This is a genomic window from Kluyvera ascorbata ATCC 33433, assembly GCF_000735365.1.
Lineage (GTDB): Bacteria > Pseudomonadota > Gammaproteobacteria > Enterobacterales > Enterobacteriaceae > Kluyvera > Kluyvera ascorbata.
This window is the reverse complement of record NZ_JMPL01000100.1, coordinates 1-16,628: the sequence shown is the minus strand read 5'-3', so window position 1 is coordinate 16,628 and position 16,628 is coordinate 1. Positions and strand designations below refer to the sequence as shown.

General features: G+C 55.1%; 13 protein-coding genes and 1 pseudogene. 8 read left to right on the top strand and 6 right to left on the bottom strand.

Features of this window, described 5'->3' with window-relative positions:
- The coding region (locus GKAS_RS18395; protein ID WP_035896360.1) for an ABC transporter permease at positions 1–875 on the top strand (875 nt) is incomplete at its 5' end.
- A gap of 75 nt (positions 876–950) precedes the next feature.
- Here GKAS_RS18395 and cspD read toward each other — a convergent pair.
- Positions 951–1,172, bottom strand: a complete 222-nt coding sequence (gene cspD, locus GKAS_RS18390) for a cold shock-like protein CspD (protein WP_035896359.1) — start codon at positions 1,170–1,172, stop codon at positions 951–953.
- Positions 1,173–1,567: 395 nt separating this feature from the next.
- Here cspD and clpS point away from each other — a divergent pair, with 395 nt between their 5' ends.
- From clpS to GKAS_RS18375, 3 genes are all read left to right on the top strand, one after another.
- Complete coding sequence (gene clpS, locus GKAS_RS18385) at positions 1,568–1,888, top strand: ATP-dependent Clp protease adapter ClpS (RefSeq protein WP_035896358.1); 321 nt, start codon at positions 1,568–1,570, stop codon at positions 1,886–1,888.
- Positions 1,889–1,917: 29 nt separating this feature from the next.
- On the top strand, positions 1,918–4,194 hold the full coding sequence (clpA, locus tag GKAS_RS18380; RefSeq protein ID WP_035896357.1) for an ATP-dependent Clp protease ATP-binding subunit ClpA: 2,277 nt from the start codon (positions 1,918–1,920) through the stop codon (positions 4,192–4,194).
- Positions 4,195–4,366: 172 nt separating this feature from the next.
- A complete protein-coding gene (locus GKAS_RS18375) occupies positions 4,367–4,597 on the top strand; it encodes a DUF2554 family protein (RefSeq protein WP_035896356.1) in 231 nt (76 codons plus the stop codon).
- A 105-nt stretch (positions 4,598–4,702) separates the two neighbouring features.
- Here the strand turns inward: GKAS_RS18375 and infA are convergent, their stop codons facing one another.
- The 5 genes from infA to trxB form a co-directional block, all read right to left on the bottom strand.
- Positions 4,703–4,921 (bottom strand): translation initiation factor IF-1, encoded by a 219-nt coding sequence (infA, locus tag GKAS_RS18370; RefSeq protein WP_002211347.1) that lies wholly within the window; start codon positions 4,919–4,921, stop codon positions 4,703–4,705.
- Positions 4,922–5,205: 284 nt separating this feature from the next.
- Positions 5,206–5,910, bottom strand: coding sequence for a leucyl/phenylalanyl-tRNA--protein transferase (aat, locus tag GKAS_RS18365; RefSeq protein ID WP_035896355.1), 705 nt, complete (start codon positions 5,908–5,910; stop codon positions 5,206–5,208).
- Between the two features lie 40 nt (positions 5,911–5,950).
- The gene (gene cydC / locus GKAS_RS18360; protein WP_035896354.1) at positions 5,951–7,672 is read right to left on the bottom strand and encodes a heme ABC transporter ATP-binding protein/permease CydC; all 1,722 of its coding nucleotides are present in this window, start codon (positions 7,670–7,672) and stop codon (positions 5,951–5,953) included.
- Positions 7,673–9,439: a heme ABC transporter permease/ATP-binding protein CydD gene (gene cydD, locus GKAS_RS18355; protein ID WP_035896353.1), complete on the bottom strand. Its 1,767-nt coding sequence runs from the start codon at positions 9,437–9,439 to the stop codon at positions 7,673–7,675. It abuts the gene before it with no gap.
- Between the two features lie 122 nt (positions 9,440–9,561).
- The gene (gene trxB / locus GKAS_RS18350; protein ID WP_035896352.1) at positions 9,562–10,527 is read right to left on the bottom strand and encodes a thioredoxin-disulfide reductase; all 966 of its coding nucleotides are present in this window, start codon (positions 10,525–10,527) and stop codon (positions 9,562–9,564) included.
- Between the two features lie 549 nt (positions 10,528–11,076).
- On the opposite strand from trxB, the gene lrp reads away from it, so the two are divergent.
- From lrp to rarA, 4 genes and pseudogenes are all read left to right on the top strand, one after another.
- Positions 11,077–11,571: a leucine-responsive transcriptional regulator Lrp gene (lrp, locus tag GKAS_RS18345; protein ID WP_000228469.1), complete on the top strand. Its 495-nt coding sequence runs from the start codon at positions 11,077–11,079 to the stop codon at positions 11,569–11,571.
- Positions 11,572–11,691: 120 nt separating this feature from the next.
- Positions 11,692–15,453 carry a DNA translocase FtsK 4TM domain-containing protein gene (locus tag GKAS_RS18340; RefSeq protein WP_035896351.1) on the top strand — a complete coding sequence of 1,254 codons (3,762 nt, stop codon included), beginning with the start codon at positions 11,692–11,694 and terminating at the stop codon, positions 15,451–15,453.
- A gap of 122 nt (positions 15,454–15,575) precedes the next feature.
- Positions 15,576–16,187, top strand: coding sequence for an outer membrane lipoprotein periplasmic chaperone LolA (gene lolA / locus GKAS_RS18335; RefSeq protein WP_035896350.1), 612 nt, complete (start codon positions 15,576–15,578; stop codon positions 16,185–16,187).
- Between the two features lie 9 nt (positions 16,188–16,196).
- Positions 16,197–16,628: pseudogene (rarA, locus tag GKAS_RS18330) on the top strand (replication-associated recombination protein RarA); the annotation flags it as partial.

Sequence of the window (16,628 nt, the reverse complement as noted above, 5' to 3'; positions counted from 1 at the left end):
TCAGGGCTGGCAACATCGACGTTGCCGCCAGCGTTCAGGGCATTGGGCAGCACTATTTTAACGTCTACGGTATGACGTTCAGTGAGGGGAATACCTTTAACGACGTGCAGGCCGCTGAACGTTCGCAGGTTGTGGTGCTCGACAGTAACACCCGTCGCCAGCTGTTCCCGAATAAGGCCAGCGTCGTGGGCGAAGTGATTCTTGTGGGCAATATGCCGGCAACGGTGATTGGTGTGGCGGATGAAAAGCAGTCGATGTTTGGCAGCAGCAAAATACTCCGCGTCTGGCTGCCTTACTCCACTATGTCCGGGCGAGTCATGGGGCAGTCCTGGCTTAACTCGATTACCGTCAGGGTGAAAGAAGGTTACGACAGCAGCATTGCTGAAGAGCAGCTCACCCGGTTGTTAAACCTGCGGCACGGCAAAAAAGATTTCTTCGTCTGGAACATGGACAGCGTCTTGAAAACGGCGGAACGCACCACACATACATTACAGCTGTTCTTAACGCTGGTGGCTGTTATCTCGCTGGTGGTTGGCGGTATTGGCGTAATGAATATCATGCTGGTGTCGGTGACGGAACGTACCCGGGAAATCGGTATTCGTATGGCCGTTGGGGCGCGGGCGAGCAACGTGCTGCAGCAGTTCCTGATAGAGGCGATTCTGGTCTGTCTGGTCGGCGGTGCGATTGGCGTCGCGCTGTCGATGATGATTGCGCTTCTGCTACAGCTGGTGCTGCCGGGATGGGAAATTGGCTTCTCGCCGCTGGCGCTGCTGACGGCATTTGTCTGCTCGACGCTGACCGGCGTGCTGTTTGGTTGGCTTCCTGCACGCAACGCGGCAAGGCTCGATCCGGTTGATGCACTGGCGCGAGAATAAACGCAAAATAAATGAAAAAATGCCAGTCAGAAGGACTGGCATTTTGACAGCGGGATGTACACAATGGGGCAGTCACTAGGCGGCTGTTTCTGCTTCCAGAGGGATAATCACGCTTGCATGATTACCTTTCGGCCCCTCGTGGACATCAAACTGGACGGATTGCCCGGCTTTTAACGTTCTGTACCCATCCATCTGGATGGTGGAGTAATGGGCGAAGATGTCCTCGCCACCGCCTTCCGGGCAAATGAATCCGAACCCTTTGGCATTGTTGAACCACTTAACAGTACCCATTTCCATACTTCGACATCCTTCGTAACACTATTATACGTTTATAAGTAGATGGAATGAACCGGTGGTGGAGTCAGGAGTTGTTCAAAACCTCACCAACTCTCGCCAGTACAATGTAGATATTTCGCACAGTGCGTCAAGCGTTTGAAGGAGGTCGAAGGGGGAAAATGCGTCAAAATTTGAAGCAGTTAACGCTATTGACGGGAATGTGACAGAGTTCGCGAATGACAGCTATAGGTGATAGCTATCTATGATCTACAGTAGATTTAGGACATGTATGCACAGGAATGAATGGCGGCGCTGTTGACGGAAAATGTGTCATTATTTCCGTGAATAATACGGTGCGCTAATGTGCAAACAGACTCGTCAGCAGCAAGAGATGACACCCACAATGATGACTGACAATGAGTAAGACCAGAGACTGGCTGGACTTCGACCAGCTTTCGGCAGATAAACTTCAGGATGGGCTTAAACCCCCATCGATGTATAAAGTGATATTGGTCAATGATGATTACACTCCGATGGAGTTTGTTATTGACGTGTTACAAAAATTCTTTTCTTATGATGTAGAACGCGCAACACAACTGATGCTAACGGTTCACTATCAAGGTAAAGCAATTTGTGGTGTCTTTACGGCAGAAGTCGCCGAGACCAAAGTTGCCATGGTGAATCAGTACGCGAGGGAGAACGAGCATCCACTGTTGTGTACGCTGGAACAAGCCTGATACAGGCATGAAAATTGGGGGAGGTGCCTATGCTCAATCAAGAACTGGAACTCAGTTTAAACATGGCTTTCGCCAGAGCGCGCGAGCACCGTCACGAGTTTATGACCGTCGAGCATCTGTTGCTGGCTCTGCTTAGCAACCCATCAGCCCGTGAAGCGCTGGAAGCGTGCTCGGTCGATTTGGTGGCGCTGCGTCAGGAACTCGAAGCCTTCATCGAACAAACCACGCCGGTACTGCCGGTCAGTGAAGAAGAGCGCGAAACGCAACCGACGCTCAGCTTCCAGCGTGTTCTGCAGCGCGCGGTCTTCCACGTCCAATCTTCTGGGCGTAGCGAAGTGACCGGCGCTAACGTCCTTGTGGCGATTTTCAGCGAGCAGGAGTCGCAGGCCGCGTATCTTCTGCGTAAACATGAAGTCAGCCGTCTCGACGTGGTGAACTTCATCTCTCACGGCACGCGTAAAGACGAGCCAAGCCAGCCTTCTGATTCCGGGAATCAGCAAACTAACGAAGAGCAAGCAGGCGGGGAGGAACGTATGGAAAACTTCACCACCAATCTTAATCAGCTTGCTCGCGTCGGGGGAATTGACCCGCTGATTGGCCGCGATAAAGAGCTGGAACGTGCTATTCAGGTGCTGTGCCGTCGCCGTAAGAATAACCCGCTGCTGGTGGGTGAATCTGGCGTGGGTAAAACGGCGATTGCCGAAGGCCTTGCATGGCGCATTGTGCGCGGCGACGTGCCGGAAATCATGGCCGACTGCACTATCTACTCGCTCGATATTGGTTCGCTGCTGGCGGGCACCAAGTATCGCGGCGATTTCGAAAAACGCTTTAAGGCACTGCTCAAGCAGTTAGAGCAGGACACCAACAGCATTCTGTTCATCGACGAAATCCACACTATTATCGGTGCGGGTGCCGCATCGGGTGGGCAGGTGGATGCCGCTAACCTGATTAAACCGCTGCTCTCCAGCGGCAAGATTCGTGTGATGGGCTCTACCACCTACCAGGAGTTCAGCAATATCTTTGAGAAGGACAGGGCGCTGGCGCGTCGTTTCCAGAAAATCGATATTACTGAGCCGTCGGTCGAAGAGACCGTGCAGATTCTGAACGGCCTGAAACCGAAATACGAAGCGCACCACGACGTCCGCTATACCGCGAAAGCGGTGCGTGCGGCGGTGGAGCTGGCGGTGAAATACATCAACGATCGTCATCTGCCGGATAAAGCCATTGACGTGATTGATGAGGCAGGCGCCCGCGCCCGTCTGATGCCGGTGAGCAAGCGTAAGAAAACGATCAACGTGGCGGATATTGAATCCGTGGTTGCGCGTATTGCGCGTATCCCGGAGAAAAGCGTTTCCCAGAGCGATCGCGATACGCTGAAAAATCTCGGCAATCGCCTGAAAATGCTGGTATTCGGCCAGGATAATGCCATCGATGCGTTGACCGAAGCCATTAAGATGAGCCGCGCGGGCCTCGGCCACGATCATCGTCCGGTGGGCTCCTTCCTGTTTGCTGGCCCGACCGGGGTGGGTAAAACAGAAGTGACCGTCCAGTTGGCGAAGGCGATGGGCATTGAGCTGCTGCGTTTTGATATGTCCGAGTATATGGAACGCCATACGGTGAGCCGCCTTATCGGTGCGCCTCCAGGGTACGTTGGTTTTGACCAGGGCGGCCTGCTGACCGATGCGGTAATCAAGCATCCGCACGCGGTACTGCTGTTGGACGAAATCGAAAAAGCGCACCCGGACGTCTTTAACCTGCTACTGCAGGTGATGGATAACGGCACGCTGACGGATAACAACGGTCGTAAAGCCGATTTCCGTAACGTGGTGCTGGTGATGACCACCAACGCCGGCGTACGTGAAACCGAGCGCAAATCGATTGGCCTTATCCAGCAGGACAACAGCACCGACGCGATGGAAGAGATCAAAAAGATCTTTACGCCAGAGTTCCGTAACCGTCTGGACAACATTATCTGGTTCGATCATCTGTCGACCGACGTTATCCATCAGGTGGTGGACAAGTTCATCGTCGAGCTGCAGGTTCAACTGGATCAAAAAGGCGTGTCGCTGGAAGTCAGCCAGGAGGCCCGCAACTGGCTGGCCGAGAAAGGCTACGACCGTGCGATGGGCGCGCGTCCTATGGCGCGTGTGATTCAGGACAACCTGAAAAAACCGCTGGCCAACGAACTGCTGTTTGGCTCGCTGGTTGACGGCGGCCAGGTTACCGTGGCGCTCGACAACGAGAAGAACGAGCTGACCTACGGCTTCCAGAGTGCGCAGAAGCACAAGCCAGAAGCGGCGCATTAACGTTAATCGCTTGCGGTAAATAATAAAAACCGAGCTGACAACAGCTCGGTTTTTTTATGCGCCATCTTCGTTGTTTAGCTGACATTCCATTTGCGCAAATTTGAACAGTTAGATAATAACCAGACGTAAGGGTTGGCATGATGGAGGCAGAATATAACCAAGCGGTGGCATAATGTTCTCAAAATTGTTATCGGTGATTTTACTCACCTGCGCGTTATTCTCAGGCCAACTCATGGCCGGACATAAAGGTCATCAGTTTTTGTGGGTTAAAAATGCCGATCATCAGTTGCGTCATGAAGCGGATAGCGATGAGCTACGTGCGGTGGCAGAAGAGTCAGCGGAAGGGCTGCGCGAGCATCATCACTGGCAAAAATCGCGTAAACCGGAAGCGCACAATTTTTGAGGTGATAGACGAAAGGCAAAAAAATGCCCCGCAATAAGCGAGGCATTAATATTCGGCAAATAGCGCTCGGCGAAAGTAGCGCCAGACGCTCATTATCTGCGGAGATTAGCGACTACGGAAGACAATGCGGCCTTTGCTCAGGTCGTACGGGGTCAGCTCAACAGTCACTTTGTCGCCCGTCAGGATACGGATGTAGTTTTTGCGCATTTTACCGGAGATATGTGCAGTAACCACGTGCCCGTTTTCCAGTTCTACGCGGAACATGGTATTAGGTAACGTATCAAGAACGGTACCCTGCATTTCAATATTGTCTTCTTTGGCCATCTAATCCTCTGGGGTATCACTACCGTAATTTGAACCGGCAAGATAATGCCGAAGTTCATCAAGTAAGTAAAGAATTGTCCGTCTTAATCGGCGAAAGTCGTTTTTGCGCATTACCCTTTCACCACACAAATGCATCGTGTGATGGGCACGAACCAGGCTGGAAACAGCAGGATAAACGTGGGCGTTATCTGACTCGAATGATTCCCAAACGTCGGCGGGGTAAAAGGCAGAAGCGACTCTCGTTGGCAATTATATCATCCTGCTGGGAATTGTGCTGAAATCATTTACGCTTCAGGTAAAAAGAGCGCTCTGGGCACCCAGAACTTATCGGAGAGGGGTTGTACGCGCAGAGTATCAAGATGCTCAAGATAATCTCGACGGGGTATTTCTACGGCGCCTAATGAGGCGGTATGGCTATTTAATACCTGGCAATCGATTAATTTTCCACCCGCCTGGCCGAATGCCTCACAGAAGACGTACAGCGCCGTTTTGGAGGCGTTCTCCGCGCGGCTGAACATTGACTCACCGCAGAACAGTTCGCCCATTGCAACGCCGTACATGCCGCCTACGAGAGTATTCTCCTGCCACACTTCGATGGAGTGCGCATGACCAAGCTCGTGTAGCCGATGATATGCCTGGCTGATACTGGTGGTAATCCAGGTACCTTCGTTACGATCCTGCGCACAGCCGGCGAGCACGTCGCTGAAGGCATAGTTTATCGTCACGCGGTAGGGGGAGGTTTTATGGAACCGCTTCATACTGCGGCTGAGGTGAAACTGTTCAGGCCACAGCACGGCGCGGGGATCCGGTGACCACCACAGGATGGGGTCGCCTGGAGAAAACCACGGGAAAATACCGCGCTGATAGGCCATCAGCAGGCGCGCGGGCCCGAGATCGCCCCCCAGCGCGAGCAGTCCGTTTGGTTCACGTAATGCGCCCTCAGGAGAGGGGAAAGCGATCGAGTGTCGAGAAAGCTGGACAAGGCGCATGTCGCGATGACCTCACGAAACAGAGTTAACTAATCATAGTCTACAGGCGCTGTTTAAACTGGTAGTAACGACCTTGTTTTGCCAGCAGTTCTGTATGATTACCTTGCTCAATTATTTGCCCGTTGTCCATGACAATAATCTGATTAAATCTCGCCAGTCCGCGCAGGCGGTGAGTCACCATCAGCAGCGTTTTATGGCGCATCACGTCGGCCAGCAGTTCAAGGATCTGGCTCTCGGTTGTGGCATCTAGCCCCTCTGTGGGTTCGTCCAGCATCATCAGCGGCGCATCATGCAACAGCGCACGCGCAATCCCCAAACGACGAAGCTCGCCGCCGGAGAGCTGACGGCCGCCTTCACCAAGCCAGCTATTCAGACCGGTATCTTCAAGCAGCTTCTCAAGACCGGTACGGCGTAGCACATCGCTGAGCTCTTCATCGCGGGCGTCAGGCTTCGCTAACAGCAGGTTGTCGCGAAGCGTGGCGCTGAACAGATGTACGCGCTGTGGTACCAGGCTGACGGTCTGACGAAGCGTCTGCTCATCAAACTGACAAAGCGGTGTGCCGTTAAGTTGAATCTCGCCCTGCTGAGGGTCCCAGGCGCGGGTGAGCAGCTGAAGCAGCGTTGATTTACCACAGCCGGTTCGGCCAAGGATCGCAATATGTTCGCCAGCGGAGATAGACAGCGTAAGGTTATCCAGCGCTGGCTGCGTCTGCTGCGGGTAGGTGAAGGACACTTGGTTCAGCGTCAGTGCCACCTGCTGTGGTCGCGCTACGGCCTGCTCTGGGAAAGTGACTTCTGGCTGCTGTTCGATAATCTGGCTGATACGCAGCGCCGAGGCGATGACCTGCCCAAGGTGCTGGAACGCGCCGGTGACCGGTGCGAGCGCCTCAAAGGCCGCCAGCGCACAGAAAACAAAGAGCGCAATCAGTGCACCTGGCTGGCTGTTGGTGCCAACGCCACCTGCGGCGAGCCACAGCATGGAGACCACCGCCACACCGCCAATCAACAGCATCAGAGCCTGAGAAAGCGCGGTGAGTTCCGACTGACGGCGCTGGGCGTCGTGCCAGTTGAGCTCAGTTTGTTCCATCTGTTTGCGATAGTGCTGGCTGGCGTTAAAAATCGTCAGTTCAGCCTGGCCTTGCAGCCAACCGGTAAGCTGCTGACGATACTGACCACGCAGGGTCGTCAACTGCTCACCGGTAGGTTTCCCGGCGCGGTAGAACAGCGGCGGCAGGATAATGAGCGTGGCCAGCATAATGCCGCCGAGCGTCAGCGCCAGGCCAACGTCCAACAGGCTAAGTCCTGCAGTGACCACCAGAATGACCACCAGTGCACCGACCAACGGTGAAATGACGCGTAGATAGAGGTGATCGAGCGTATCGACGTCGGCCACCATGCGGTTGAGCAGTTCACCCTGACGAAAACGTGCCAGTCCGGCAGGAGAGAGCGGCAGCAGTTTACTGAAGGTGAACACGCGTAAATGCTGCAAGACGCGGAAGGTTGCATCGTGGCTGACCAGGCGTTCAAAGTAGCGCCCAGCGGTACGAATAATCGCCGCACCGCGCACGCCAGCAGCAGGCAGCATGTAGTTGAAGGTGTAAGCACCCGCAAACCCGACTACCGCAGAGGCCGAGAGGAACCAGCCGGAAAGGGTGAGCAAGCCAATGCTGGCTAACAGCGTTACAATCGCCAGAATAACGCCCAGGCTCAACAGCCACTTGTGACGTTTATAAAGCGCCAGATAAGGTAACAGTGCGCGCATTTAGATCTCCTCCTGACGGCTGGCCAATAGGCTCGTAAAGACGCCGTTAGCATCAACCAACTGCTGATACGTTCCCTGCTCAATAATCTGACCGTTCTCCATTACCCAGATAGCGTCCCACTCGGTAAGGCCTTCAAGCTGGTGGGTTACCATCAGCGTGGTTTGCTGGGTTGAGGCTTCGGTTAGTGCCTGCATGACGCGCTGTTCGCTGTGGGCATCCAGGCTGGCGGCAGGTTCATCCAGCAGTAGTAAACGGCAGGGGGCGAGCAGGGCGCGGGCCACGGCGACGCGCTGGGCCTGACCGACGGACAGACGTGCGGCCTGTTCACCCACGACGGTGTCGATATCATCGGGTAGCTGTGGTAGGAATTCGCTCACCCAGGCTTTATCCAGCGCCTGCTGCAGCTGTTGTTCACTGGCATCAGGATTGCCGAGCAGCACGTTCTCGCGCAGCGTGGACGCCGGGAGCTGCGGGTTTTGCCCAACCCAGCTCATCATGCGGCGCCAGCCCTCAGGGTGAAGGTTGCGTAATTCGACGCCGTTCACTTTCAGCGACCCAGAGTAGGGTAAGAACCCCGCCAGCGCGTTTAGCAGCGAGCTTTTGCCGGAGCCGCTCAGACCTACCAGCACAGCGCGTTGACCGGCGCTAAGCGTGAAGTTCAGCGGCCCTACCAGCATTTTGCCTTCTGGTGAGGTGATAAACAGGTCTTTGGCACAAAGCGTGACAGGTTCGCTGGTGTCCAGCGTCTGGTCGCCCTGTTCAGGATGCGCCAGCGGCGCTTCGAGGAACGTTTTCAGGCTGTCGGCGGCGCCAACGGCCTGTGCTTTAGCGTGATAGAAGGTGCCTAAATCACGCAGCGGCTGGAAGAACTCGGGGGCCAGGATCAGCGCCAGGAAACCGGAAGAGAGCGTCACTGCGGTGCCGTAGCTGCCGAAGTTCAGCTCGCCGAGATAGGAGAAGCCGAAGTAGACCGCGACCAGCGCAATGGAGAGAGAGGTAAAGAACTCCAGCACGCCGGAGGAGAGGAAGGCCAGGCGCAGCACTTCCATTGTACGATGGCGGAAATCTTGCGATGCCTCGCGAATATTTTCCGTTTCCGCTTCGCCGCGGTCAAAGATACGCAGCGTATCCATACCTCGCAGACGGTCAAGGAAGTGCCCACTCAGGCGCGCGAGCGCCAGGAAGTTACGGCGGTTGGCATCAGCAGCGCCCATGCCAACCAACGCCATAAACAGCGGGATCAGCGGCGCGGTGACCAGCAGAATAAGCGCCGCAGCCCAGTTTGAAGGGAAAATCGCAACGACGATAAGCAGGGGAACGCAGGCCGCTAACGCCATCTGCGGCAGGTAGCGGGCGTAGTAATCGTGCATGTCATCGATTTGTTCGAGAATAAGCGTCGCCCAGCTACCGGCAGGCTTTCCCTGAATCCAGGCTGGACCAGCCTGTTGAAGGCGATCGAGCACCTGACGGCGGATTTCAAATCGAATTTGCTGCCCGGCGTGAAAACCGACGCGCTCGCGCAGCCAGACCACCCAGGCGCGCAGGATAAAGATCAGCACCAGTTGGATAAACGGCAGCAGCAACGCTTCTCGCGGGATGTTCTCCATAATCATATGGTGGAGAATGCGGGCAAGGAACCAGGCCTGGGCGATGATCAAGACACCGCTAACGAAGCCGAGCAGACGGGAGGTCATCAACCAGCGGCGTGACAGGACGCTTTGCTGTTTGAGCCAGCGGGTGAGTTCTTGTTGGCGACTTTTATTCATTGGGCGCTTAGCAGGTGCTTATGGATAATGGTTTCAGTTATAGGCGCGGCAATGTTACATCGCAGAAAAAATAAAGGCGACTTATCGTCGCCTTTTTTACTTTTGTTACTGACTTGTAAAGGTTATTTGCAAGCGTCAGCCAGACCGTCGAGATAGCGCTCAGCGTCCAGCGCGGCCATACAGCCGGTGCCTGCGGAGGTGATTGCCTGACGGTAAATGTGGTCCATTACATCGCCCGCGGCGAACACGCCAGGGATGCTGGTCTGGGTTGCGTTGCCGTGAATGCCGGACTGCACTTTGATGTAGCCGTTTTCCAGCGCCAGTTGACCTTCGAAGATGGCAGTATTTGGGCTGTGGCCGATAGCCACGAACAGACCAGCTACGTCCAGCGATTCAATTTCGTCGTTTTCGGTAGAACGCAGACGCAGACCGCTTACGCCCATCTGGTCACCGGTGACTTCTTCCAGCGTACGATGGGTGTGCAGCACGATATTGCCGCTTTCCACTTTATCCATCAGACGCTTGATCAGAATTTTTTCCGCGCGGAATGAATCACGACGGTGAATCAGATGCACTTCTGAGGCGATGTTGGACAGATACAGCGCTTCTTCAACCGCGGTGTTACCACCGCCGATAACCGCGACTTTCTGGTTACGGTAGAAGAAACCATCGCAGGTCGCGCAGGCAGAAACGCCGCGGCCTTTGAATGCTTCTTCTGACGGCAGGCCCAGATAGCGAGCAGAGGCACCGGTCGCGATGATTAACGCGTCACAGGTGTACTCACCGCTGTCGCCGGTCAGGCGGAACGGACGGTTTTGCAGATCCACGCTGTGGATATGATCGAAAATAATTTCGGTCTCAAACTTCGTTGCATGCTCGTGCATGCGCTCCATCAGCAGCGGACCGGTCAGGTCGCTAGGATCGCCCGGCCAGTTTTCGACTTCGGTGGTGGTGGTCAGCTGACCGCCTTTTTCCAGCCCGGTAATCAGGACCGGTTGCAGGTTTGCGCGTGCAGCATAGACCGCAGCGGTGTATCCCGCAGGTCCAGAACCAAGGATTAACAACTTACTGTGTTTGGCCGTGCCCATGAGATCCCCATAATTGTTGGCAGACATTGTTCGCGATTGTAGGGAATTTGTAGGCGTAAAAAAAGGGCATAGCGATTTTGTTAACGATATGTGTAATAGGATGAGTCGATTGATTGTCTATTTTAACATCAATAAATATAACTATTTCTACTGCCAGGCTCATGATTATAAGATGATTACATGTGAAACCGGACCCAGGATTCATGAATATGTGGCATGTTGTACTAAAAAAAGATGTTTTGCTTTGACAATCCCCTGTGCTTTTGCGACAACATTCAAGGAAGAAGAAAAGCAGTGTTTCGCGTGTGGTGAATTTTCATGCACGCAAATACCATTTTTACCCGGATCACTGAAATCTACGTATGGTGTGGACAGACATCATACGTGATGTCGGAGGGTGGCCGTGAGGCGCCGGGCTTCTCATACACATACCCTGGGATATTCGTCGTTGCAGCAACAACGGCGCATTGAAATCGGGAGAAGGCTCTGAACAGTGAAGTGCACAGAGTCAAGACAGGAGTAGGGAAGGAATACAGAGAGACAATAATAATGGTAGATAGTAAAAAACGCCCTGGCAAAGATCTCGACCGCATCGACCGCAACATTCTCAATGAACTGCAAAAAGATGGGCGTATTTCGAACGTCGAGCTTTCCAAAAGAGTAGGACTTTCTCCGACCCCGTGCCTTGAGCGCGTACGTCGTCTGGAACGACAGGGGTTTATTCAGGGCTATACCGCGCTGTTAAACCCGCATTACCTGGATGCATCGCTGCTGGTATTCGTTGAGATTACTCTGAATCGCGGTGCGCCGGACGTGTTTGAACAATTTAACGCCGCTGTGCAAAAACTTGAAGAAATTCAAGAGTGTCACTTAGTATCTGGTGATTTCGACTATCTGTTGAAAACCCGTGTACCTGACATGTCAGCGTACCGTAAGCTTCTTGGCGAGACCCTGCTGCGCCTGCCAGGCGTAAACGACACCCGTACTTACGTCGTTATGGAAGAGGTCAAGCAGAGTAATCGTCTGGTAATTAAGACCCGCTAAAACGGAACAGGTGCAAAATCAGCGTAGTTTGATTACACTCCTGTTAATCCATACAGCAACAGTGTCGGCGCAATCTGGCACTGTTGTCCGTTTTAGCATTTGGCACCTGGAGAGCCTTTCTTGAGCCAGGAATATACAGAAGACAAAGAAGTCAAACTCACAAAACTCAGCAGCGGACGCCGGCTCCTTGAGGCGTTACTCCTTTTATGCGCCATTTTTGCCATCTGGTTAATGGCTGCACTACTGAGCTTCAATCCTTCCGATCCTAGCTGGTCACAAACGGCCTGGCACGAGCCTATCCACAATTTGTGTGGTGCTTCCGGCGCATGGCTGGCTGACACGCTGTTCTTCATTTTTGGCGTGATGGCGTACACCATACCGGTGATTATTGTTGGTGGCTGCTGGTTTGCCTGGCGGCATCGTTCAAGCGAAGAGTACATCGACTACTTCGCCGTCTCGCTGCGCCTGATTGGCGTACTGGCCATCATTCTTACCTCATGCGGCCTCGCGGCGATAAACGCGGATGACATCTGGTACTTTGCCTCCGGCGGCGTGATTGGTAGCCTGCTCAGCACCGCGCTGCAGCCAATGTTGCACAGCAGCGGCGGGACCATCGCACTGCTCTGCATCTGGGCCGCAGGCCTGACGCTCTTTACCGGCTGGTCGTGGGTCAGCATCGCCGAGAAAATGGGCAGTTGGATCCTCAACATTCTGACGTTCGCCAGCAACCGAACCCGCCGTGACGATACCTGGGTCGATGAAGACGAGTACGAAGAAGAAGACGAATATGAAGACGACGGAGAGGAGACGCAGAAAGCGTCGCGTGAATCTCGTCGTGCGCGCATCTTACGTGGGGCACTGGCTCGCCGTAAGCGTATTGCCGAAAAATTCGCTAACCCGATGGGCCGCAAAACGGATGAAGCGCTGTTTTCGGGCCGTCGTATGGATGAGCCTGAAGCCGCTGGCTATGCCGCGCAGGTAGATCCTGATGACGTGCTGTTCTCTGGCGCTAGCGCCACCCGTGCCGCAGGGTATGATGAATACGATCCGCTGCTGAATGGTCATTCTGTTACGGAAGCCGTTGCGGCGACGGGGGCGGCTGCCTGGGTAGCCGATCCTGCGCTAGCAGCCCCTTCAGTGAGCGAACAGCCGGTGCCAACCCCCGCCGTTGAATGGCAGGCCGTTCCGGCACCCACCACGGTTGACCCCGTTATTGCGCCAGCGCCGGAAGGGTGGCCGCCAGTACAGCAGCCGCAATATGCTCAACCGCAGCAGCCAGCTTACGAGCAGCCGCAATATGCTCAGCCGCAGCAGCCAGCTTACGAGCAGCCATACTCCGCTGAGCCGGATTATCTGAACGAACAGCAGGTTACACCTGCTCCCGTTGCTGAACCGGAACCTGTTGTAGAGGAAGAAGTTAAGCCTGCGCACCGCCCGCCGCTGTACTACTTCGAAGAAGTAGAAGAGAAACGCGCGCGCGAACGTGAACAGCTGGCAGCATGGTATCAACCGATCCCAGAATCGCTGGCGCCGATGGAACAACGCGCGTCCTCTGCACCGTCTATTCCCGTTTCTGCGCCAGAACCTTCCGCCGCTGTCGCTCCGGTGGCCGCGAGCGTACGCCATGCAGCAGCCGCTGCCGGAACTGCCGCCGCGGTGGCTGCCTCTGCACCGCTGTTTAGCCCTGCCGAAGGGCCGCGTGCGCAGGTTAAAGAGGGCATTGGTCCACAGCTGCCGCGCCCTAACCGCGTCCGTGTACCCACGCGCCGTGAGCTCGCATCTTATGGTATTAAGCTGCCTTCCCAGCGAATGGCAGAAGAGCGGGCGGCTCGCGAGGCAGAACGCTATCAGCATGATGATAGCAACCCGATGACCGACGATGAGGCCGATGCCATGCAGCAGGACGCACTGGCTCGCCAGTTTGCCGCCTCGCAGCAGCAGCGCTACGGTGAAACGGAAAGTCATGATGATTTCGTGTCTGACGACGATGATGCGGATACCGCTGCCGAAGCGGAACTGGCGCGCCAGTTTGCGGCATCTCAGCAGAACCGTTACGCCAGCGAGCAACCGGAAGGGGCACATCCGTTCTCACTCGACGATTTTGAATTTTCGCCGATGAAAACCCTGGTGGATGATACGCCGAGGGCACCATTGTTCACGCCGAGCGTGATGCCGGAACCTACCGTTACGCCGCCGCCTCAACCGCAGCAGCCATCACAGTATGCTCAGGGCCATCCTCAGCCTCAGCAGCATGCACAAGGCTATCATCAGCCTCAGCAGCAATTTGCGCAGCCGCCACAACAGCAGCCTGTGCATCAGCCGGTAACGCCGCCGCAGGAGAGTCTGATTCACCCGCTACTCATGCGTAACGGCGACGATCGTCCGCTGCAGAAGCCGACGACGCCGCTGCCGTCGTTAGATCTGTTAACGCCGCCGCCAACGGAAGTGGAGCCGGTAGATACCTTCGCGCTGGAACAGATGGCGCGTCTGGTTGAGACTCGTCTGGCCGATTACCGCATTAAAGCGGACGTCGTGAACTACTCTCCGGGCCCGGTTATCACCCGCTTCGAGCTGAATCTGGCGCCTGGCGTGAAGGCGGCACGAATTTCTAACCTGTCACGAGATCTCGCGCGATCTCTCTCGACCGTTGCGGTACGCGTGGTGGAAGTGATTCCGGGTAAACCGTATGTTGGCCTGGAACTGCCGAACAAAAAGCGTCAGACCGTTTACCTGCGCGAAGTGCTCGACTGCGACAAATTCCGTGATAACCCATCACCGTTGACCGTGGTGCTGGGTAAAGATATTGCCGGTGAGCCGGTGGTTGCTGACCTCGCCAAGATGCCACACCTGCTGGTTGCTGGTACAACAGGCTCCGGTAAGTCCGTCGGCGTGAACGCCATGATCCTCAGCATGCTCTACAAAGCGCAGCCTGAGGACGTACGTTTCATCATGATCGACCCGAAAATGCTGGAACTCTCGGTCTACGAAGGGATCCCGCATCTGTTGACTGAAGTGGTAACCGACATGAAGGATGCTGCCAACGCCCTGCGCTGGAGCGTCAACGAAATGGAACGTCGCTACAAACTGATGTCGGCGCTTGGCGTGCGAAATCTTGCTGGCTATAACGATAAAATTGCTGAAGCGGCGCGCATGGGCCGTCCAATTCCGGATCCATACTGGAAACCGGGCGACAGCATGGATGCGACGCATCCGGTTCTGGAAAAACTGCCGTACATCGTGGTTCTGGTTGATGAATTTGCCGACCTGATGATGACCGTCGGTAAGAAAGTGGAAGAGTTGATCGCCCGCCTGGCGCAGAAAGCGCGTGCTGCGGGTATCCACCTGGTTCTGGCAACCCAGCGTCCGTCGGTGGATGTGATTACCGGCCTTATCAAGGCCAACATTCCAACCCGTATTGCGTTTACGGTCTCGAGTAAAATTGACTCCCGTACCATTCTTGACCAGGGCGGCGCTGAGTCGCTGCTGGGAATGGGTGACATGCTCTACGCTGGCCCTAACTCCAACAACCCGGTGCGCGTTCACGGGGCGTTTGTCCGTGACCAGGAAGTGCATGCGGTGGTTCAGGACTGGAAGGCTCGCGGTCGTCCGCAGTACGTTGATGGCATTACCTCCGACACCGAAAGTGAAGGCGGCGGCGGCGGTGGCTTTGATGGTGGCGAAGAGTTGGATCCGCTGTTCGATCAGGCGGTCAACTTTGTGACCCAGAAACGCAAGGCATCAATCTCCGGCGTACAACGCCAGTTCCGCATTGGCTACAACCGTGCAGCCCGTATCATCGAACAGATGGAAGCGCAGGGGATCGTCAGCGAGCAGGGGCACAACGGCAACCGTGAGGTGCTGGCACCGCCGCCGTTCGATTGATTGCAAAGATGGGTAAATAAGTCAGAATTCAGTATTTTCTTCTGTCACCGCTCTGGGCGAAGTCTTAGAGTGAGTGCCAGAGGCTCTCCTGCCGGGAGCATGAAGCTATTTAAGGATTAATAATGAAAAAGATCGCGATCACGTGTGCATTACTTTCTAGCTTTGTTGTCAGCAGCGTATGGGCTGATGCCGCAGGCGACCTGAAAAGCCGTCTGGATAAAGTGAGCAGCTTCCACGCCAGCTTCACCCAGAAAGTGACCGACGGCAGCGGCAACGCGGTGCAGGAAGGTCAGGGCGATCTGTGGGTAAAACGTCCGAACCTGTTTAACTGGCACATGACGCAGCCGGATGAAAGCATTCTAGTGTCTGACGGTAAAACGCTGTGGTTCTACAACCCGTTTGTTGAACAGGCGACGGCTACCTGGCTGAAAGATGCGACGGGCAATACGCCGTTTATGCTGATTGCCCGTAACCAGGCCAGCGACTGGCAGCAGTATAATATTCAGCAGACCGGTGATGACTTTGTGCTGACGCCGCGCGGCAGCAACGGCAACCTGAAGAAATTTACGATTAACGTTGGTCGTGATGGCACGATTCATCAGTTCAGCGCCATTGAACAGGACGATCAGCGCAGCAGTTATCAACTGAAATCGCAGCAGAACGGTGCGATAGAGGCGTCCAAATTCACCTTTACACCGCCGCAGGGCGTGACGGTGGACGATCAGCGTAAGTAAGAGGCAGGCGTGGGCAATTTGTCGCTCGATTTTTCTGATAATACCTTCCAACCTCTGGCCGCGCGTATGCGGCCAGAAAACTTAGCGCAGTATATCGGCCAGCAGCATCTGCTGGCTGCCGGCAAACCGCTGCCGCGCGCTATTGAAGCCGGACACCTGCATTCGATGATCCTTTGGGGGCCTCCGGGCACGGGGAAAACGACGCTGGCGGAAGTGATTGCTCGCTACGCGAATGCCGACGTTGAGCGAATCTCTGCTGTTACCTCCGGAGTGAAAGAGATTCGTGAAGCTATCGAGCGTGCCCGACAGAACCGCAACGCCGGGCGTCGTACCATTCTGTTTGTCGATGAAGTTCACCGCTTCAATAAAAGCCAGCAAGATGCCTTCCTGCCGCATATTGAAGACGGCACCATCACCTTTATTGGTGCGACCACCGAAAAC